This is a genomic window from Kiritimatiellia bacterium, from assembly GCA_026417735.1.
Lineage (GTDB): Bacteria > Verrucomicrobiota > Kiritimatiellia > PWTM01 > PWTM01 > CAACVY01.
In genome coordinates this window covers 1-18,462 of the sequence record JAOACR010000022.1, presented here as the reverse complement: position 1 = coordinate 18,462, position 18,462 = coordinate 1, and the positions used below count along the sequence as shown (strand labels likewise).

The 18,462-nt window shown below is 66.7% G+C and carries 16 protein-coding genes; 10 read left to right on the top strand and 6 right to left on the bottom strand.

Features of this window, described 5'->3' with window-relative positions:
* Window positions 1–32: 32 nt before the first annotated feature.
* The 5 genes from ribF to nusA are packed head-to-tail and all read right to left on the bottom strand — an operon-like array spanning window position 33 to window position 5,566.
* Window positions 33–1,028 carry a riboflavin biosynthesis protein RibF gene (gene ribF / locus N2652_11535; protein ID MCX7819817.1) on the bottom strand — a complete coding sequence of 332 codons (996 nt, stop codon included), beginning with the start codon at window positions 1,026–1,028 and terminating at the stop codon, window positions 33–35.
* Window positions 1,028–1,762 (bottom strand): tRNA pseudouridine(55) synthase TruB, encoded by a 735-nt coding sequence (gene truB, locus N2652_11530; protein ID MCX7819816.1) that lies wholly within the window; start codon window positions 1,760–1,762, stop codon window positions 1,028–1,030. Before truB ends, ribF begins: the two co-directional genes overlap by 1 nt.
* A 1-nt stretch (window position 1,763) precedes the next feature.
* A complete protein-coding gene (rbfA, locus tag N2652_11525; protein MCX7819815.1) occupies window positions 1,764–2,162 on the bottom strand; it encodes a 30S ribosome-binding factor RbfA in 399 nt (132 codons plus the stop codon).
* A gap of 21 nt (window positions 2,163–2,183) precedes the next feature.
* Window positions 2,184–4,310 carry a translation initiation factor IF-2 gene (gene infB / locus N2652_11520; GenBank protein ID MCX7819814.1) on the bottom strand — a complete coding sequence of 709 codons (2,127 nt, stop codon included), beginning with the start codon at window positions 4,308–4,310 and terminating at the stop codon, window positions 2,184–2,186.
* On the bottom strand, window positions 4,307–5,566 hold the full coding sequence (gene nusA, locus N2652_11515; GenBank protein ID MCX7819813.1) for a transcription termination factor NusA: 1,260 nt from the start codon (window positions 5,564–5,566) through the stop codon (window positions 4,307–4,309). The genes infB and nusA overlap by 4 nt, the downstream gene beginning before the upstream one ends.
* Window positions 5,567–5,931: 365 nt before the next feature.
* Here nusA and trpS point away from each other — a divergent pair, with 365 nt between their 5' ends.
* Genes trpS through N2652_11465 form a run of 10 tightly spaced genes read left to right on the top strand, consistent with a single transcriptional unit; the run spans window position 5,932 to window position 15,130 of the window.
* The gene (gene trpS / locus N2652_11510; protein ID MCX7819812.1) at window positions 5,932–6,894 is read left to right on the top strand and encodes a tryptophan--tRNA ligase; all 963 of its coding nucleotides are present in this window, start codon (window positions 5,932–5,934) and stop codon (window positions 6,892–6,894) included.
* 5 nt (window positions 6,895–6,899) lie between these two features.
* A complete protein-coding gene (locus N2652_11505) occupies window positions 6,900–7,679 on the top strand; it encodes a segregation/condensation protein A (protein ID MCX7819811.1) in 780 nt (259 codons plus the stop codon).
* Complete coding sequence (gene scpB / locus N2652_11500; GenBank protein ID MCX7819810.1) at window positions 7,672–8,355, top strand: SMC-Scp complex subunit ScpB; 684 nt, start codon at window positions 7,672–7,674, stop codon at window positions 8,353–8,355. Before N2652_11505 ends, scpB begins: the two co-directional genes overlap by 8 nt.
* On the top strand, window positions 8,352–9,425 hold the full coding sequence (pheA, locus tag N2652_11495) for a prephenate dehydratase (protein MCX7819809.1): 1,074 nt from the start codon (window positions 8,352–8,354) through the stop codon (window positions 9,423–9,425). Before scpB ends, pheA begins: the two co-directional genes overlap by 4 nt.
* A 7-nt stretch (window positions 9,426–9,432) precedes the next feature.
* Window positions 9,433–10,539, top strand: a complete 1,107-nt coding sequence (gene hisC / locus N2652_11490) for a histidinol-phosphate transaminase (GenBank protein MCX7819808.1) — start codon at window positions 9,433–9,435, stop codon at window positions 10,537–10,539.
* Window positions 10,536–11,570: a 3-deoxy-7-phosphoheptulonate synthase gene (aroF, locus tag N2652_11485; protein ID MCX7819807.1), complete on the top strand. Its 1,035-nt coding sequence runs from the start codon at window positions 10,536–10,538 to the stop codon at window positions 11,568–11,570. Before hisC ends, aroF begins: the two co-directional genes overlap by 4 nt.
* An 11-nt stretch (window positions 11,571–11,581) precedes the next feature.
* On the top strand, window positions 11,582–12,475 hold the full coding sequence (locus tag N2652_11480; GenBank protein ID MCX7819806.1) for a prephenate dehydrogenase: 894 nt from the start codon (window positions 11,582–11,584) through the stop codon (window positions 12,473–12,475).
* A complete protein-coding gene (gene aroA, locus N2652_11475; protein MCX7819805.1) occupies window positions 12,472–13,803 on the top strand; it encodes a 3-phosphoshikimate 1-carboxyvinyltransferase in 1,332 nt (443 codons plus the stop codon). The genes N2652_11480 and aroA overlap by 4 nt, the downstream gene beginning before the upstream one ends.
* A gap of 5 nt (window positions 13,804–13,808) precedes the next feature.
* On the top strand, window positions 13,809–14,486 hold the full coding sequence (cmk, locus tag N2652_11470; protein MCX7819804.1) for a (d)CMP kinase: 678 nt from the start codon (window positions 13,809–13,811) through the stop codon (window positions 14,484–14,486).
* Window positions 14,483–15,130 (top strand): 1-acyl-sn-glycerol-3-phosphate acyltransferase, encoded by a 648-nt coding sequence (locus N2652_11465; GenBank protein MCX7819803.1) that lies wholly within the window; start codon window positions 14,483–14,485, stop codon window positions 15,128–15,130. Before cmk ends, N2652_11465 begins: the two co-directional genes overlap by 4 nt.
* Window positions 15,131–15,706: 576 nt before the next feature.
* Here N2652_11465 and N2652_11460 read toward each other — a convergent pair.
* On the bottom strand, window positions 15,707–18,355 hold the full coding sequence (locus N2652_11460) for an autotransporter-associated beta strand repeat-containing protein (protein MCX7819802.1): 2,649 nt from the start codon (window positions 18,353–18,355) through the stop codon (window positions 15,707–15,709).
* Between the last annotated feature and the right edge of the window lie 107 nt (window positions 18,356–18,462).

Sequence of the window (18,462 nt, the reverse complement as noted above, 5' to 3'; positions counted from 1 at the left end):
CCGCGCATCGCCGCGGCGCGGGATCCCACAGATTATGGAGGTGGGGTGCCGCTGTCAACGCGGTCCTGCCAGGATGAATCGCGGGCGGGCGGCTTCGGAGAGTGGGCCAGAATCCTCCGGATCTGGCGGATGTCCTCCTCGATCTGCCGGCGCAACGCATCGGCATCTGGAAAGGCCTGATCGTCGCGGATACGGGAGACCCAGTCCACTTCGATCGCCTCGCCGTAGAGCGCCAGGTCCGTGTCCAGCAGATGGACCTCGATGACGGTACCGCCCTGTTCGCCGAAGGTGGGGCGCGTGCCGATGTAGCCGGCGGCCGGGTGGATCGCGCCGCGCGCATGCACCCACGCCGCGTAGACCCCTGCTGGCGGGCACACCCGCCGAGGGGGTGGCTCGAGATTCGCGGTGGGCACGCCGATTCGGCGGCCGAACGCGCGGCCGCGAACGACGATGCCGTCAAAAGAGAAGCACTCACCCAGCCATCGCGCGGCCTGTGCCAGGTCGCCGCTCTGCACGGCCTGGCGGATCATCGTGCTGGAGACGATTCGGCCATCCATGCAAACCGGCGGCACCGCGACGATCGTGATGCCGACGGGTTCGGCGAGCTGACGGAGCGTGTGAATGTCCCCCGCGGCCCCTCGCCCGAACCGCCAAGTCTCACCCACTGCGATTGCGGTCAGTTGCGGAAGGGAATCCAGGAGACGGCGGAAAAACGCCGGCGGGTCGAGTGCGGCGAACGCCGGCGTGAACGGATGTACGACGCAGCCGTCCATGCCGAGCTGGGCGAACCGACGCAGCTTGCCGGCAAGCGAGAGGATGGCCGGCGGAGCGTCAGCGGGGCGGAGCACGTCCAGCGGATGAGGGTCAAAGGTGAGCACCCATGCTTCACCGTTCGGCGTCCGCGCGTGCTGCCGTGCGGCGGCGAGAACCGCGCGGTGCCCCACATGAACACCGTCAAAGACGCCGATCGCGAGCGCAACCGGCCGGTCGTGACCGGAGAGCGCTTCGAGCGTTCGTTCGACGCGCATCACGGTGCCGGTGCAAAGGCGTCGAGGCGCAACAGGCGCGCCTCCAGGGCGACACGGTCGCCGGCCAGAATGTCGTCCAGCGGTGCGGCCGCTTCCACCGTGAGCTCGCCGGATTGCGTGCGGGTCAGTTCTTCCAGATAGGCGCCGCAGCCGAGTTCGCGGCCCACATCCGCGCAAAGGGTGCGCACGTAGGTGCCCTTCGTACAGCGGAGGTAGAAGCGCACCCGAGGGGGCACGAACTCGACAAGCGAGAACTCGTAGATGTGGATGAGGCGGGGCCGCCGTTCGATGACCGTACCCCGCCGGGCCAGCTTGTAGAGCGGTTGGCCGGCGTGTTTGATCGCGGAAATCATCGGGGGTGTCTGCCAGAGGTCGCCGGTTCGCCGCGCGAGTGCGGCGCGAACCGCGGCTTCGGTCACTCCGCCGGGATCGCGCTCCGCAATCACACGGCCGTCGGCATCCTCGGTGTCCGTTTCGACGCCGAGTCGGAATGTGCCGGCATAGGCCTTGTCCGCGCTCATGAATCGTTCCGCAAGACGCGTGGCGCGACCGATGAGCAGCACCAGCAACCCGGTGGCCATCGGATCCAGCGTGCCGCCGTGACCGACTTTGCGCAGGCGGAATCGGCGCCGGACCGCCGCCACGACATCGTGCGAGGTCCAGCCGCGCGGCTTGTTCACCAGGAGCACGCCGTCGGGGTCTGCGGCGGTGGGGAGGGGCTGAGGGGAGGGCATTTCAGATCGTCTGGTTGGGGCCGGCGGGTGGTTCCGCGGCCGACGGTGGGGATTGCGGCTGCATCTGATCGAGCAGGGCGAGCACCCGGTCGCCGCGTTCGATCGCAAAGTCGCGCTCGAAGACCAGCACGGGGGTGTACTTCAGGCGAACGCGGCGATGGCAGTGTTCTTGCAGACGGATCCGATGCCGATAGAGCCGTGAGAAGATTTGGGAAGCTTCAGCGTCGCTGCCGCGAATGGAGACGAAGACCTTCGCGTGGCGAAGGTCGGGGCTGACCTGGACGTCGGTGACGGTGATCGCGGCGAAGTCGAGCGACTCGCCGGCCATCTCCTGATAAAGCGTTGCGGCGATTTCGCGTTTCAGCAGCTCGTTGACCCGAACCATCCGAGAGGCGCGCATCGCGGTCTCCTCGGGACCCCGTCAGAGGGTCTGCGCAATTTTTTGCACCTCGTACACCTCAATGATGTCACCGGGCTCGAACGCGTTGAAGTTGTCGAGGCGGATGCCGCACTCCTGTCCCTCGCGAACCTCGGTGGCGTCGTTCTGGAACCGGCGGAGCGACGCGATCGAACCCTCGTAGACGATGTCGCCGCCGCGGCGCACCCGCGCGCGCCCGCGCAACAGCACGCGGCCCGAGCGCACCAGGCATCCGGCGACGTTGCCCTTGCGGCTGAGCTGGAACACCTGCTTCACGAGCGCCTGACCCAGCGGCACCTCGCGCACGATGGGCTGGAGCAGGCCAGCCATTGCGTTGCGCACTTCTTCGACGAGCTCGTAGATGACGCTGTAGAGGCGGATTTCGACGCCCTCGCGCTTTGCGATTTTTTCAACGCCCGGCTCTCCACCCACATGGAATCCGATCACGATCGCGTTGGACGCCTTCGCCAGCAACACATCGTTCGCGGACACGTTGCCGACGCCCGCCAGCACGATTTTCAGCGAGACGCGGGTGCTTTTGATTTCGGACAGTGCCTGTTGGACTGCCTCCAAAGTACCTTGCACGTCGCACTTCAGCACGATGGAGAGTTCGACCTTCTGAGTCGGATCGGTCTTCGTCAGCAGGTCGTCCAGCGAAAGCGTGCGGGTCGGTGTCTGCAGCTTCGCCCGGCGGCTGGCTTCGATCCTCGCCTCGGCGATTTCTCTGGCCGCCCGGTCGGACTCGACCACCTCAAACTCTGCACCGGCCGGGGGTACCGCATTGAGGCCCAACATCTGCACGGCGAAGCCCGGCCCTGCAGTCCGCTGCCGGATTCCGCGGTCGTTTTCCAGTGACCGCACGCGACCCCACGCCTCACCGCACACGACCGCGTCGCCGACTTTCAGCGTGCCGCTCTTGATCAGCACTGTGGCGACGGGGCCACTGCCGGGGGCGAGCTTCGCTTCCAGCACGAAGCCCTTCGCGGGCCGATGGGGGGGCGCCTTCAGTTCGAGCAGATCGGCCTGCAGCAGGATCATCTCGAGCAGGTCCGGGATACCCTGCCCGGTGACCGCGCTGACCGGCACGCACACGATTTTGCCGCCCCAGTCATCGGGCGTCAGGCCGTTCTGTTGCAGCTGCGCCTTCACACGGTCAACGTTGGCGCCGGGAAGGTCAATTTTGTTGATCGCGCACATGATCGTGACGTTCGCGGCGCGCGCGTGCTGGATCGCCTCGAGGGTCTGGGGTTTCACGCCCTCGTCGGCTGCGATGACGATCACCGCAATGTCGGTGACATTCGCACCGCGCGCGCGCATTTGGGTGAACGCCGCATGACCGGGCGTGTCGATGAACGTGATCCAACGGTCGCGGACCTGCACCATGTATGCGCCGATGTGTTGAGTGATCCCGCCGGCCTCGCCCGCGGCGATCCGGGTCTTGCGAATGTAATCCAGCAGCGAGGTTTTGCCGTGGTCCACGTGTCCCATGAAGGTGACCACCGGGGGACGGGGCTGGAGCTCGCTGGAAGAGGGGGGTGGCGGTTCCGCCGGCCGCTCGATCGCTTTCTTGGGCGGCTTGGGTCCCTCCACCGGAGCTCGTTTTTCCTGCTCCACCCGGATGCCCAGGCGCTGCCCGACCTGCAGCGCGGTACGAAAGTCAAGAGGATCGTTGATCTTCTTGAAGATGTTCATCTTCATCAGCTCGGCGACGAGCTGATTGGGTCGGACTTGCATCATTTCGGCGAGCGCCCGGACGGTGATCGGCTCGCGGATGCGGACGACCGACGGTTTTGGGGTGGGGGCGGAGGGTGGGGCCGGAGCGGTCGGCGGCGGGGTGGCCGGCGCCTCGGCCGCCTGCGAAACCGCGGCGGGGGGAGGTGCGGGCGGAGGTTCGGAAGGCGGCGGCGGCGCAACGGTAGCCTCGCCTACGGCAGAGGGAGCGGCGGCGGTTTCGGCTGCCGGTGGCGCCTCCGCGGCTTTGGGCCCCCAAAGCTCTCGGGCCTTTCGGACCTGCGTCACCGAGGCGTTCGACGCAGGATTGTCGGATACATCCTCGCCGAGCTCGCGGAGACGATGAATCAATTCTTTCGAGGGGAGCCCGAGCTCCCGCGCTAACTCAAACATCCTCATGACGAGATGGTTCCATGTCGGCGCTCATGTTCGGCCGCCGCAATTTTGCGCAACTGCTCCGCCGACGCTTCGTCTAACCCCTCCACGGTGAGCAGATCCGAAAGTTCCGCGGCGAGAATGCCTTCCAGGTCGAGGAAGCCCGCCCGGACCAGCGCTTCCGCCCGCTGGCGCCCGATGCCTTCAATGGCCGCCAGCTCCTTGACCGCGGCGGCGACTTTTTCGTCGAACGGCACCGACTCTTCGCGCTCGATTTTGATCTGCCAGCCGGTCAGCTTCATTGCGAGCCGCACATTTTTGCCTTCGCGGCCGATTGCGAGCGCCTGCTGGTCCTGCGGCACGCTGACGTAAGCGGTCCGGGTTGCCTCGTCGAGCCGCACTCGGTCGAGCTTTGCGGGATGCAGCGCGTTGGTGACAAACTGGCGCGGGTCCGCATGCCAGCGCACGACGTCGACACGTTCGCCGTTGAGCTCGCGGGTGATGTTTTGAACCCGCATGCCGCGGAGCCCGACGCAGGCGCCCACCGGGTCGACCTTTTCGTCGCGCGACGCGACCGCGATCTTGGTTCGGAAGCCGGGATCGCGCGCAATTGCGCGGATTTCGACGGTGCCGTCACCGATTTCAGCAACCTCGCGCTCGAACAGACGGCGGACAAAATCGGGGCTGGATCTCGACAGCGTGATCATCGGGTGAGCGGTTGGATCCACTGCCAGCACCAGCGCCTGGATGCGGTCGTTGAGTTGGTACTGCTCCGAGGCCGGCCGCTCCGTCGCGGGCAGCACCGCCTCCGCGTCGTCAATCTTCACCAGCACGTCACGGCGATCGAAGCCGGAAACGGTGCCGCTGACGATGGTGCCCACCGCATTCTTGTACAACTCGTACACACGGTTGCGGACGCCCTTGCGGATTTCCTGCAGGATGGACTGCCGGGCGGACTGCGCGGCGATGCGGCCGAGCTGGCTGGCGGGCACTTCGACCTCTAGGGTCTCGCCGGGCTGGGCGTCCGGTTTGATTTTTTGCGCATCGTGGAGGCGAATTTGGTCGGGCGCGGGGGCTCCGGAGGCAATGACGGTCTTCGCGACATACATTCGGATCGCGAGCGTCTTGCGGTCGATCTGGACGCGGACGGCGGCCGCACCGTGCATGCTTTTCCGGGCGGCGACGAGGAGTCCTTCCTCGATCGCGCGGATGATGGTTTCGCGATCGAGGTTGTGCTCCCGCTCGATGTTTTCCACCACCGCCTGCAACTCGCTGTTCATACGCCGACTCCTTCCGGCCGCGGCCGGGTGCCCATCTGCGGTCCGCTGACAAAGAACCAAGGGCCCCGGAGGGCCCAGCCGCCTCTACCGTACGGGCAAACTCACAGAGTATCCGGCGCCTGGCGAGCCGTCAAATATGCGGGTGCGGGACGTCGGGCGCCGCCGGCAGCGCGCCGGGGGCGGTGGAGACAGCGGTGTGGACCGGATCGATCTTGGGGGCGGATCGTGGTTGAGGCCACGGAGAAACAGTGGCCTTCGTGCGGGCGCGGGGAGGGCGCGTGGTTGGCGAACGCGGACAGATGGGATATCCTTTGCGGGCTGCGGAGCCGGGCGCTGGCCACGGCCGCATGGAGCGATTTCCGCCGATGAGAGTGTTGTCCGGCATTCAGCCATCCGGGCGGCTGCATCTCGGAAACTACTTCGGGATGATGCGGCCGGCGCTGGAACTGCAGGCGGGGAACGAAACGTTTCTGTTCATCGCGAACTACCATGCGCTGACGACGGTGCATGATGCGGCCGCGCTGCGGGCGGCGACGGTGGAGGTGGCGCTGGATTTTCTCGCCTGCGGTCTTGATCCGGAGCGGACCGTCTTTTATCGCCAGAGCGATGTGCCGGAGGTCTGCGAGCTGGCGTGGCTGCTGTCGGTGGTGACGCCGATGGGGCTGCTGGAGCGATGTCATTCCTACAAGGACAAGCTCGCAAAGGGGGTACCGGCGAGCCATGGGCTATTTGCGTATCCGGTATTGATGGCGGCGGACATTCTCGCGGTGCAGGCGGAGGTCGTGCCGGTCGGACGTGACCAGAAGCAGCACGTCGAGGTGACTCGCGACATCGCCATCAAGTTCAATCGCGAGTTTGGCGAGGTGTTTCGGATTCCCGAGCCGCTGATCCGTGAGGAGGTCGCGGTGGTGCCGGGGATTGACGGCCAGAAAATGTCGAAGTCGTACGGCAACACGATCGAGCTGTTTGGTGATCCCGCCGAAACGCGGAGACGGGTCATGCGGATCGTCACCGACAGTACGCCCGTCGAGGCGCCGAAGGACCCCGAGCGGTGCACGGTGTTTGCGCTGTATCGTTTGCTTGCGACGGACGAGGAGCGGGAGGCGATGGCGGCCCGATACCGGTCGGGCGGTTTCGGCTATGCCGCCGCCAAACAGGCATTGGCGGATAAGATCGAAGAGTGGTTCGGCCCGCTGAGGCGGCGCCGGCAGGAGCTCGCCGCGCGACCGGATGAGGTGGAGACGGTCTTGCGGCGCGGCGCGGAGCGGGCACGCGCGGTCGCGCGCACCACCCTCGCCGCCGCGCGGCGCGCGGTCGGGCTGGAGTAGCCCCGATGTCGCCGGTCGGTCGGGATTACAAGGTGCGCCTCGAAGTGTTTGAGGGTCCGCTCGACCTTCTCCTTTATCTCATTCGCCGCGAGGAGCTCAACATCTACGACATCCCGATCGAACGTATCACCACGCAGTACCTCGAATACCTGGACATGATGCGGATGCTGGACCTGTCCATTGCGGGGGAGTTTTTGGTGATGGCGGCGACGTTGATGATGATCAAAAGCCGGATGTTATTGCCCCCGGAAGAACGAACGCCAGAAGCGGGGGAGGAGGAGGAGCCCGATCCCCGGTGGGATCTGGTGCGGCGTCTGGTGGAGTACAAGAAGTTTAAAGATGCGGCCCGGTTTCTGGAGGCCATGGAGCGGCGTCAGTCCGATGTGTTCACACGACACGACGCGATGGTGTCGGACGCGGACGCGCCGGTCGGTCCGCCGACGCTCGCGGACGTCAGCATCTTTGATCTGCTCGGCGCATTTCAGTCTGCGCTCAAACGCATCGGTGCGAACGAGGACCTCCGCGAAATTTTCGCGGAGCGGTACACGGTGGGGGAGAAGATTGATCAGCTGCTCGAGCTGCTGGCGGAACGGGGGGAGCTTTCGCTGTCGAAGTTGTTCGAACAGATGCGGTCCCGGGCAGAGATCGTGGTGACGTTTCTGGCGGTGCTGGAGCTGATCCGGCTGCAGCAGGTCGAGGCGGTGCAGAGTGCCGCGTTCGATGAGATTGTGATCCGGCGAACGGCGGACGCTGCGGTGGCGGCGGGGACGGGTGGCGATGACTGAAGGCGCGGCGATTCCGGAGCTGAAGGCGATCGTTGGCGCGCTGCTGTTCGTGTCGCGCACGCCGATTTCGGTGGACCGACTGGCGCAGGTGTTTCGTCAGACTGCCGAGCGGCTGGGCGGTGTGGCCGCGGGCTTTGCCGAGGTGGGGCGCGAGGAAATCGTTGCCGCGATCGAGGCGGTGCGGAAGGATCTGGCGACGGCGGGCGTGGGGCTGAGGGTTGCGGAGGTCGCGCAAGGGTATCGGATCGAAAGCGAACCGGCATGCGGGCCGTGGGTGCGTGTGCATCTGGACCGTTTGCGTCCCCAACGTTTGTCTCCACCGGCGCTGGAGACGCTGGCGATCATTGCGTACCGCCAGCCGGTCACGCGGGCGGAGATCGAGGCTGTTCGGGGCGTTGCGGTGGACCAGATTTTGCGCAACCTGCTCGACCTTCAACTGATCCGGGTGACCGGCCGCAGCGACCTACCGGGGCGACCGTGGCTGTTTGGCACTACGCAGCGATTTCTCGAGCATTTCGGGCTGAACCGAATCGATGATCTTCCGGGGGTTGACGAGCTGCGCCGTCGGGAGGCGGGGTACGGGGGGCCGCCGGAGGCGGCGTCGACGGCGACGGCGGGCGGACCGGAGGAGTCTGCGGTGGCGGAGGCGAGGACAAAGGGGGAGTCGAGCGGATGAACCTCGACGAATTGCGCCGTCGGATTGACGAACTGGACCGCCAGCTCGTGGCGCTGTTGAACGAGCGCACGCGCGTGGCGATCGAGATCGGCCGCATCAAGCGGGAGCGCGGGGAGTCTATTTTTGCGCCCGACCGCGAAACACAAGTGCTCGACCGCACGCGGGCAGTGAACGAAGGCCCGCTTTCCGACGCGTCGCTGCAGGCAATCTACCGGGAGATCATGTCGGCCGCGATCGCGCTGCAGCGGCCTCTGAACATCGCGTACCTGGGGCCGCCGGCGACGTTTACGCACCAGGCGGCCCGGATGCGTTTCGGTGCGAGTGTGCAGTACAGCTCCTGCGACACGATCAGTGACGTGTTCACGTCGGTGGAGAAGGGCCGGGCGGATTACGGTGTCGTCCCGATCGAAAATTCTACGGAGGGGGCGGTGACGCACACGTTGGACGAGCTGGCGGAAACCTCGTTGAAGATCGTTGCGGAGGTGTATCTGCCGATTTCGCATCATCTACTGGCGAAGTGTCCGAAGGAACAGATTCGAAAAATCTACAGCAAACCGGAAGTGTTCGGGCAGTGCCGTCGTTTTCTGCAGTCGGAGATGGCGGGTGTGGACCTGGTGCCGGTATCGAGCACCGCGCGGGCGGCGGAGATGGCGGCGGCGGAGGCCGGCGCGGGCGCGTTGGCCGGCGCGCAGGCGGCAGAGACCTACGGCCTGGACATTGTCGCCTCGGAGGTGCAGGACCTGCGGGGGAATACGACGCGGTTCCTGGTGGTGGGTGCCGCGTGTGGCAAGCCGACCGGACATGATCGGACGTCGCTGCTGTTCTCGGTGCAGCATCGCGTGGGCGCGCTGCACCGGGCGTTGGCCGCCTTCAGCGAGCATGGCGTCAACCTGTGCAAGATCGAATCGCGACCGAACCGCTCGGCGGCGTGGGAGTACTACTTCTACGTCGATGTGGAGGGGCATATGGAGGATCCGCCGGTCGCTGCCGCGATCAAGCAGCTGGAACGGGAATGCACAGTGCTGCGCGTGCTGGGTTCGTATCCGCGGGCATGGGATCGGGGAGAGTGAGCGACAGATGATTCCGATTCCCGATCGAGTTCGTCGGCTCGCAGTCTATGAACCTGGTCGGCCAATCGAGGAGGTGGCGCGGGAGCAGGGTTTCGCGGACGCGGCGGGCATTGTGAAGCTCGCGTCGAACGAGAACGCTCTGGGGCCGTCACCGCGGGCGCGGCGGGCGATCCGCGCGGCGGCTGTGCGCGCCCATTTGTATCCCGACGGCGGTGCGTTTGCATTGCGCGAGGCGCTCGCCCGGCGCTTCTGCGTGCCGCCCGACTGCGTTGCGGTCGGGCATGGCAGTAACGAGCTGATCGCGCTGCTGGCGCAGGCGCTGCTGGAGCCCGGCGATTCGATCGTCGCCTCGCAGTGTGCGTTCGTCGTGTACCGGCTGGTGGCGGAGCTGTTTGGTGCGCGGACGATCGAGACGCCGATGCGTGCGTTCACTCACGATCTCGACGCGATGGCCGGGGCCGTGGAGCCGCGGACGAAACTGATCTTCGTTGCGAATCCGAACAATCCGACCGGCACGATGGTAGGGGCGGAGGAGATTGACCGGCTGATCCGGCGCACGCCGTCCGACGTACTGGTGGTGCTCGACGAGGCGTACATCGAGCTGCTGCCTCCGGAGCGTCAACCGGACACCATCCGGTATGTTCGGGAAGGGCGGCCGGTGATGGTGCTGCGGACTTTTTCGAAGACCTACGGGTTGGCCGGGCTGCGAATCGGCTACGGCCTCGGGCCGCCGGAGGTGGTGGACGCGCTGAATCGTGTGCGTCAGCCGTTCAATGTGAACTCGGTCGCGCAGGCCGCGGCGCTGGCGGCGCTGGAGGACGAGGAGCACGTCGAGCGGACCCGCCGGATGGTGGCCGCAGGCCTTGCCCAGTGGGCGGCGGGGTGCCGGCGTCTGGGGCTGGAGACGGTGCCGTCTGTTGCGAACTTTCTGTTGGTGAGAGTGGGCTGTGGCCGGGCAGTGTTCGAGGCATTGCAGCGCCGCGGGGTGATTGTGCGTCCGATGGACGGATACGGCCTGCCCGAGTATGTTCGGGTGACGGTCGGCACGCGGCGGCAGAATCGGGTGGCGCTGCGTGCGCTGGCCGAGGTGATCGCCCAGGGGGTTCGCGCGTGATCATTGTGATGAAGCAGGGCGCGGCGGAACGGGATGTCGCGCACGTTTGTGAGCGGGTCCGCGAATGCGGGCTGGAGCCGCACGTAAGTCGAGGCACCGAGCGCACGATCATCGGGGTGATCGGCGACGAGGCGAGGATTCGCGAGCAGCCGATCGAGGCGATGCCGGGCGTGGAGCGGGTGATGAGTGTGGTGAAGCCCTACCGCCTGGCGAGCCTCGAGGCACGGCCGCAGGGCACGAGGGTGACGATCGGTCCGGCGCGCGCCGGCGAGGCACCGGTGGAGGTTGGGGGCGTGCGCGTGGTGGTGATCGCCGGGCCATGCTCGATCGAGGGCCGGGAGATGCTGTTCGACCTCGCTGCTGCGGCGCGGGCAGCGGGGGCGGCGGCGTTGCGGGCGGGTGCGTTCAAGCCCCGGACCTCACCGTATGCGTTTCAAGGACTGGGCGTGGAGGGGCTTCGGCTGTTGCGCGAAGTGCGCACGGCCATCGGTCTGCCGGTGGTCACCGAGGTGATGGATCCGCGCGACGTGGAGCTCGTCGCCGATGTCGCGGACGTACTGCAGGTCGGTGCGCGCAACATGCAGAATTTCACGCTGCTGAAGGCGGTGGGGCGATCGGGCCGGCCGGTGCTGTTGAAGCGGGGGCTGGCGAACACGATCGAGGAGCTGTTGATGAGCGCCGAGTACGTGCTCGCGCAGGGCAATCCGAACGTGATCCTGTGTGAACGCGGCATCCGGACGTTCGAACGTGCGACGCGCAACACGCTAGACCTGAGCGCGGTGCCGGTGCTGCATCGGGAGTCCCATTTGCCGGTGGTGGTGGATCCGAGCCACGGTACGGGCCACTGGGATCTGGTGGCGCCGATGGCGCGCGCGGCGGTGGCGGCCGGTGCCGACGGCATCATGGTCGAGATTCACCGATGCCCCGAACGGGCGCTCTCGGATGGGGAACAGGCGCTGCTGCCTGACACGTTCGAGCAGCTGATGCGCCAGATCGCGGGCGTTGCCGCGGCGATCGGCCGGTCGGTGTGAGGGGCCGGCGAATGGCGCTGCCGCGAACGGTTGCGGTGATCGGGCTGGGTCTAATGGGCGGCTCGCTGGCGATGGCGTTGCGGCGGCGCGGCGCGGCGCGCCGGGTGGTTGGCAGTTCGCGGCGGGCGGAGGTCCGAGCCGCGGCGGTCGCAGCGGGCGCGGTGGATGCGGCGTTTGAATCGCCGGAGGCAGCGGCGGAGGGGGCGGACGTGGCGGTGGTGTGCGCGCCGGTCTGCGTGATTCCGGAGCTCGTTGCGCGGATCGCACCGGTATTGAAGCGCGGAGGATTGCTCACCGACGTTGGCAGCACGAAGCGGTGGGTGTTGGAGCGGTCGCAGGCCGCCGCGCGGGCCGCCGGTGTTGCGATGGTGGGCAGCCATCCGATTGCCGGCTCGGAGCAGCAGGGATTCGACGCGGCCCGACCGGATCTATATGAGGGGGCAGTGACGGTGGTGGTGACCGACGGCGCGGAGCGCGCGGATCTCGAGCGGACGGAGCGACTGTGGCGCGCGGTCGGTGCCCGGGTCGTCCGGATGAGCGCGGCGGAGCACGACCGCTGGATTGCGCGCACCAGTCATTTGCCGCATCTGGCCGCCGCGCTGGTCGCTCGCTGCGCCGCCCGGGACGGGGGTGACCCGCAGAGGATCAGGGCGCTGATCGGCCCCGGGTTCCGCGATACGACGCGGGTGGCGGGGGGATCACCGGATCTTTGGCGTGACATCGTGGAGACCAATCGCGACGCGATCGAGGGGGAGCTGGACTGTCTTGCGCGCGGCGTGGCGGAGCTGCGGGCTGCGGTGGGCCGAGGCGCGTTCGCGGAGGTTCGGGCGCTGCTCGAGGAGGGGCGACGCGCCCGGGCCGAGCTGCTGCGCGGAGCCATCAGCGGAGACGAGGCGGTGGAATGAGCACGGGCGGCGAAATGTGCTGGAGGGTGGAGCCATGCGAGCGAGTGTCGGGCGAAGTACACGTGCCCGGCGACAAAAGCATCTCCCACCGGCTTGCGATGGTGTGCGGCGCGGGGCAAGGTGTGGCGCGAATCCAGCACTTTCTGCGCAGTGAGGATTGCCTGCGGACGGTTGCGGCGATGGAGTCGCTCGGCGCCCGCGCGCGCTTTGAGGGGGACGCGCTGCTGATCGAAGGGGCAGGGGGTGAACTGAGAGCTCCGATCGGAGAGCTCGATCTTGGGAATTCCGGCACGGGCATCCGGCTTCTGACCGGATTGATTGCGGGCCATCCGATCGAGGCCGTGCTGACGGGCGATGCGTCCGTTCGTTCTCGTCCGATGCGCCGGATCCAGGAACCGTTACAGCGGATGGGGGCGAAGGTGGAGCTGCTGGGGGTGGATGGACGCGCGCCCATCCGCGTACGGGGTGGGCATTTGCGGGCGATCGAGTATGCGCCGCCAGTCGCCTCCGCTCAGGTGAAGTCCTGCGTGTTGCTGGCGGGTCTTCGCGCCGAGGGACGGACGCGCGTAGTGGAACCGATGCCTACGCGCGACCACACGGAGCGTCTTCTGCGAGCGATGGGCCTGCCGGTCAGCAGCGATGGTGACCGGGTGGTGGAACTGAGCGGATCGGGGGGGCGGCCTGTTACCGCGGGTGGGGGTGAGTGGGAAGTGCCGGGCGACATCTCCTCCGCGGCGTTCTGGGTTGTTGCCGCCGCGGTGCGGCCGGGAGGCGAGGTGGTAGTCCGCAACGTGGGGCTCAATCCCCGACGCACCGCCGTGTTGGAGGTGCTGCGACGGATGGGCGCGGAGGTACGGATTCAACCGGCCATTGGTGCGGCGGCGGAGTGGGAGCCCCGAGGTGATGTGGTGGTGCGGGGCTGTCGCCTGCGGGGGACGGTCATTGGCGGCGCGGAAATCCCCAACCTCATCGACGAATTGCCAGTTCTCTCGGTGGCGGGTGCGCTGGCGGAGGGGGAGACGGTGATTCGGGACGCGGCAGAGCTGCGAGTGAAGGAATCGGATCGGATCGCGACGATGGCGGCGGGGCTGCGGGCGATGGGGGTGGAGGTGATCGAGCGGCCGGACGGAATGGTGGTGCGGGGCGGTGGGCGGATCCGCGCGTCGGACTGCTTGCACAGCCGCGGCGATCACCGCGTCGCGATGTCGCTGGCGGTGCTATGCCTGTTTGCGGACGGCCCCTGCACGGTGCATGACGTCGCGTGTGTGGACACGTCGTATCCCGGCTTTGCGGCTGACCTGGCATGTTTGACTGGACATCGCGGGTGAGCGAGATGCCGTCCATTCAGGTGGCGATTGACGGCCCGTCCGCGTCGGGGAAGTCCACCGTCGCTCGCGCGGTGGCGCGGCAGCTGGGGTTTGTGTACGTCGACTCCGGGATGTTCTATCGTGCGCTGACCAGGGCGGTGTTGCGGCGGGGGTGGCGCGGGAATGATCCGGCCGTGGTGATCGAAACGATGCGCCTGTGCCGCTGGGAAACTCGCCTTGAAGATGGCGCGGTGAAGCTTTTTCTGGACGGGGAAGGGGCGGGGCCGGAACTTCGTACGCCGGAGGTGGCGGAAGCGGTCTCAGATGTGGCGGCGATCCCGGAGGTGAGGCGGTTCATCGTCGCCCGCTTGCGCGAAACGCGCGCGTTCGGCCCCCTGGTGATGGAAGGTCGTGACATTGGCACAGTGGTGTTCCCGGATGCGGCCTTCAAGTTTTATCTCGACGCGGACCCTGCCGAGCGGGCGCGGCGTCGCTCGCTCGATATTGCGCAGATGGGCGCCGCGGCGGATGTGGAGGATGTGCGGCAGTCGCTGGAGCGTCGTGACCGGCGGGATCGAACGCGTCCGGAGGCGCCGCTGCAGGTGGCGCTGGGCGCAGAGGTGCTGGACACGACCCGGATGACCGTTGAAGAGGTCGTGCAGCGGATCGTTTCGAGGGTTCGCGCTGGACTGTCGAGCGCATGAGCGGGCGCGGTCCTTTCGTCTATCGGGCGGGCCGGGCGCTGTGCCGTTTGTATTTCCGGCTCGTTCATCACCTCCGCGCCGAGGGGATGGAGCACGTCCCGGCGGAAGGACCGTGCATCATCGCGGCAAACCATGCCAGCGTGCTGGATCCGCCGCTGCTCGGCTGTGCGATCCCGCACCGCGTCGTGCACTACCTGGCGAAATCCGAGCTGTTTCAGCCTCCATGGGGATGGCTGCTGCGCGCGGTTGGTGCAGTGCCGGTGGAACGCGGCAAAGGGGATGTCGGTGCGATCCGCCGGGCGCTCGAGCTATTGCGAGCAGGGCATGTGTTGGGCCTGTTCCCGGAGGGCACACGCTCTCCGGATGGGCAACTGCAGCCGCCGAAGCGAGGGATCGGGTTCCTTGTCGCCAAAGCGGCGGTGCCGGTAGTTCCGGCGTGGATTGAAGGAACGTTTGAGGCGTGGCCAAAAGGGGCGGGTCGCCCTCGACTCGGCCGGCCGGTTGCGGTGCACTATGGCGAGGCGATCCGGCCGGAAGAAATCTCCGCACGGGCGACGGGGGCGCAGGCCTATGAGCGTGTCGCGGAGCTGGTGATGGAGAGAATCCGAGTTCTCTCGGAATGTTGCGGCACCGCGTTGAGCTGAGACGCGATGGCGTGGGGTGGGGAACAGCGAAGCCCGTTGCCGGATACGGTGACGGCCGGCACACACCGTCGGCGAGCCGCGCTGGCACGACTTCGCGGCGATACGCAGAAGCTCTACCGGACGAGCTGGGCGGTGGGGCAGCGCAGGATCGATGGCGTACCACCTTGCCCGACGACGCCAGCGTACGTGTCGTGGGGGGAAAGCGTCGGCGAGATCCGGCATCCGCGTCGTGGACAGGAGAGCGCGCCCATGTGCGCGTCCAAAGCTTGGACTACGCGCGAAGGGTTTTCTCCAGAGAGTGGACGGCGCCCACGTTGAAGAGCGCCGCACCGACTTGGCGCTTTTTCGCCGAAGCTGCGGATTGCGATCGCCGGTCGACTCCGCCGATGGCTCCGGCGTGCGAGGGCGGCTGCGGCATGCTTCTGGTTTCCCGTGTCCTATTCTCTAGTACGGAGCCAGCACACGACTGCTGATCACACCACGGTGCATCGGGCAGGATGGGAATGAGTCCCTGCTGCGCGATTTCTTGTGTGTCGTGGAATCACGCCGCTGCGGCAGCGCAACCGCGCCGAGGGATCAGCCACGCAGTCGGCGGCGAAGCAGGACCGCGACGCTGACCACACCGAGCAATCCTAGCGTGGACGGTTCCGGGATCACCAGGAGCGTCACGTCGTCGTTGTAACCGCTCAGCGTGCCGTAGTTGATCTGGAACGTGTTGGCGCCGGCAACGAACGTGTTCCCGTCAGCCAGACCGGCGAACGTGCTAGAATCGATCGAGCCCCATCCGCTGATGATCGGGAAGACTGCCCCATAGGGAAGCGGGCTGGGGGCGATCACCGAGAGGGTGGCTCCCCCAGGCGTCAGGCTCGAGGACGCGTTCATCAGCAGCTGGTCGTACTGGCCGGCGAGCGTGCCGAGCACCTCAACCTCGAAAACCGAACCGGGCTCAAAGGTGACATTGCCTGAGGCCGTGAGCACGCCGGGGCTGGCGCCAGGGGCCAGCGTGCCGCCCGATGCGACGTAGATGCCGGCCACTGAACCGGTGCCGCCGAGCACAGCGGTGTTCTGAACCGTGATCAGGCCGCTGCCCGTATAGGTGCCGTTGTAGAGCAGAGTGCCGCTTTGGACGGTGAGAGCGCCGCTGTAGCTGTGCGTGCCCTCCATCGTCAGTGTGCCGGACCCCGTCTTCGCCCAGTTTGCGCCGCCGTTGATCTGGCCCACGTTGCGGAGCACGCCTCTGGCGAGGGTGAGATTGTTGATCGGATTGCCCGCGCTGCCAATCGCATTGCCCTGCATGTTCAGCGTGCCGCCGTCGAGCATGAGTGTGCTCGTGCCGCCGCCGTCTGCGATGTTGCCCGAAACCGTTGTCACGCCGCCGCTCAGGATGAGGGTGCCGGCGATGTCACTGCCGCCTCCGAGCATCTGGCCGAGCACAATGCCGCTGTTCACGGTCATGGTGCCCCCCAGCAGCGTGAACCATCCTAGGCCGCTGCCGGTGCTGACGGTGGGAAAGCTGCGGCCGATGATGAGCGTATTCACGTCGACCGCGCCGTCACGGATGATCGTCGTGCCCCGCCCCCCGGCGGTGGCTGAACCTGCGTTTGTTCCGAGCGTACCGAGGACCCATTGATCAGCGTAGATGTTCACCGACGCACCATCGTTCGTCGCCAGTAAGTAACCGTGAGGTTGTGTGCCGGAGTTCAGCGAGAGGAACTCGCCCTGAGATATGTTCACTCGCTCGCCGGGGTTTCGCCCCGAGATCCACACGCTGGGGGCGGTGAATCCGTCGCGGAACAGCAGCCAACCCGTCCCCTTGTCGTAGCCCAGGCGCAGTGTGGAGACGTTCAACCGATTGGAGACGCCGAGGAACATCCGCCCACGAATGGAGCCATCACGCGGCGACTGCGCCACTGTGAGCGTTGCCGCGCGGATCGTGTTGGTGTTGGCGAGCAGAAGCACCGCCTGGCGGCTCTGCTGGGTTTCGCCCGCGGTCGGGTCGAAACCAACAACGATCGAGCCCACATCCGCATGGAGCTCGCCGAGCTGCGCGGCGTCCATGCCGCGGAAGTTGATCATATCGGTGGATGCCTGTCCCCAGATCATCACGGTGCCGGAGGTGTTGGTCAGCGCGAGCCGTCCGCCGCCCGAAAGTTCCATGTGGGCACCGATCTGTACCTGCACGAACCGATCCGCGGCGCCGGAGACGATCGAGAGTTCCTGCCCTGGGGAGAGGCCAATCACGCGATTCGTCGCGCCGGCGCCCGCATTGGTAACCGTCGCCGCGAACAGACGAGCAGCTCGCTGGCTCAGACCGTTCATGTCGAGTGTGCCACCTTCCAGCAACACATTCGTGGAGCCGAGCACCAAATCACCGGTGGTGGGGAGCGCGTTCGCCGCGCCGAGTTGCAGCGTTCCGTTGCGCACAAACGTTGGGAATGTATAGCTGCTGGAACCTGAAAGTGTGAGCACACCGCTGCCCAGCTTCACGAGGCCGCGGCTACCGGCGATTGCAGTTCCGTAAGTGAACGAGTTGCTCGGGATGTCGAAGCCAAGGAAGCTGCCTGCGGCCGCGTCCATGTTTGCGAGCAACGTGTCCACGTCCGGAGCTGTCCACTGACCGGTACCCCCGCCCATCACCGCGAGAACGGCACCAGCTGCGGCTAGGACTTTACCGGCAGTGTTATAGCCCGGCAGCGCACCAGGACTCACCGCCTCCAAAATGCCCACTTGGGCGGTTGTGCCGCCGCTGTAGGTGTTAGCGCCCTCGAGAATCATCCATCCGGAACCCAGTTTGAGCAGGCCGCCCGAGCCGGAGATGTTGCCAAACAGGCGATGAGGTGTGGCGCCGATCGCGTTCGAAACGACCAGCGCCGAAAGCGGATTGAGCACGAGGCCGTCTGCGAATGTCGAGGTGCCGCCAAGGCCGAGAACCGCCGTCGAAGCTCCATCACCCACCGTCAACGCGGTGCCGTTTGAAGCGGCGACCGCCCCGGCAGAGACCAGCCCTGCGGTAAACTGCACGCTACCCGTGGAGTTGGTCAGCCACAGGGTGGAAGACAGCAACACCGTTCCGCCGTTAATCACCCAGAGTCCCCGCAACACGTTCGCATCGGTCAGCCGCATGGTGCCGCCGCTGTTCGTCACAAAACCGACAGCGTTACCGGCGCCGTGGTTGCCAATTCGGAACGGGACGCCGTTTGTGGCGACAAAGCTGCCGCCCGCCACGTGCAGTGCGCCAGTGCCACGGTTCCCCACACGAATTTGAGCCGCGGCGTTCGTGATGTTGCGGTACTCCCCGCCAGTGATCGTGAACTGACTGCGCTGCGCATTTG

Coding starts and splice junctions, on each gene's coding strand:
- ribF (MCX7819817.1), bottom strand. CDS start 1,028: ATGCGCGTCGAACGAACGCTCGAAGCGCTCTCCGGTCACGACCGGCCG.
- truB (MCX7819816.1), bottom strand. CDS start 1,762: ATGCCCTCCCCTCAGCCCCTCCCCACCGCCGCAGACCCCGACGGCGTG.
- rbfA (MCX7819815.1), bottom strand. CDS start 2,162: ATGCGCGCCTCTCGGATGGTTCGGGTCAACGAGCTGCTGAAACGCGAA.
- infB (MCX7819814.1), bottom strand. CDS start 4,310: ATGAGGATGTTTGAGTTAGCGCGGGAGCTCGGGCTCCCCTCGAAAGAA.
- nusA (MCX7819813.1), bottom strand. CDS start 5,566: ATGAACAGCGAGTTGCAGGCGGTGGTGGAAAACATCGAGCGGGAGCAC.
- trpS (MCX7819812.1), top strand. CDS start 5,932: ATGAGAGTGTTGTCCGGCATTCAGCCATCCGGGCGGCTGCATCTCGGA.
- N2652_11505 (MCX7819811.1), top strand. CDS start 6,900: ATGTCGCCGGTCGGTCGGGATTACAAGGTGCGCCTCGAAGTGTTTGAG.
- scpB (MCX7819810.1), top strand. CDS start 7,672: ATGACTGAAGGCGCGGCGATTCCGGAGCTGAAGGCGATCGTTGGCGCG.
- pheA (MCX7819809.1), top strand. CDS start 8,352: ATGAACCTCGACGAATTGCGCCGTCGGATTGACGAACTGGACCGCCAG.
- hisC (MCX7819808.1), top strand. CDS start 9,433: ATGATTCCGATTCCCGATCGAGTTCGTCGGCTCGCAGTCTATGAACCT.
- N2652_11480 (MCX7819806.1), top strand. CDS start 11,582: ATGGCGCTGCCGCGAACGGTTGCGGTGATCGGGCTGGGTCTAATGGGC.
- aroA (MCX7819805.1), top strand. CDS start 12,472: ATGAGCACGGGCGGCGAAATGTGCTGGAGGGTGGAGCCATGCGAGCGA.
- cmk (MCX7819804.1), top strand. CDS start 13,809: ATGCCGTCCATTCAGGTGGCGATTGACGGCCCGTCCGCGTCGGGGAAG.
- N2652_11465 (MCX7819803.1), top strand. CDS start 14,483: ATGAGCGGGCGCGGTCCTTTCGTCTATCGGGCGGGCCGGGCGCTGTGC.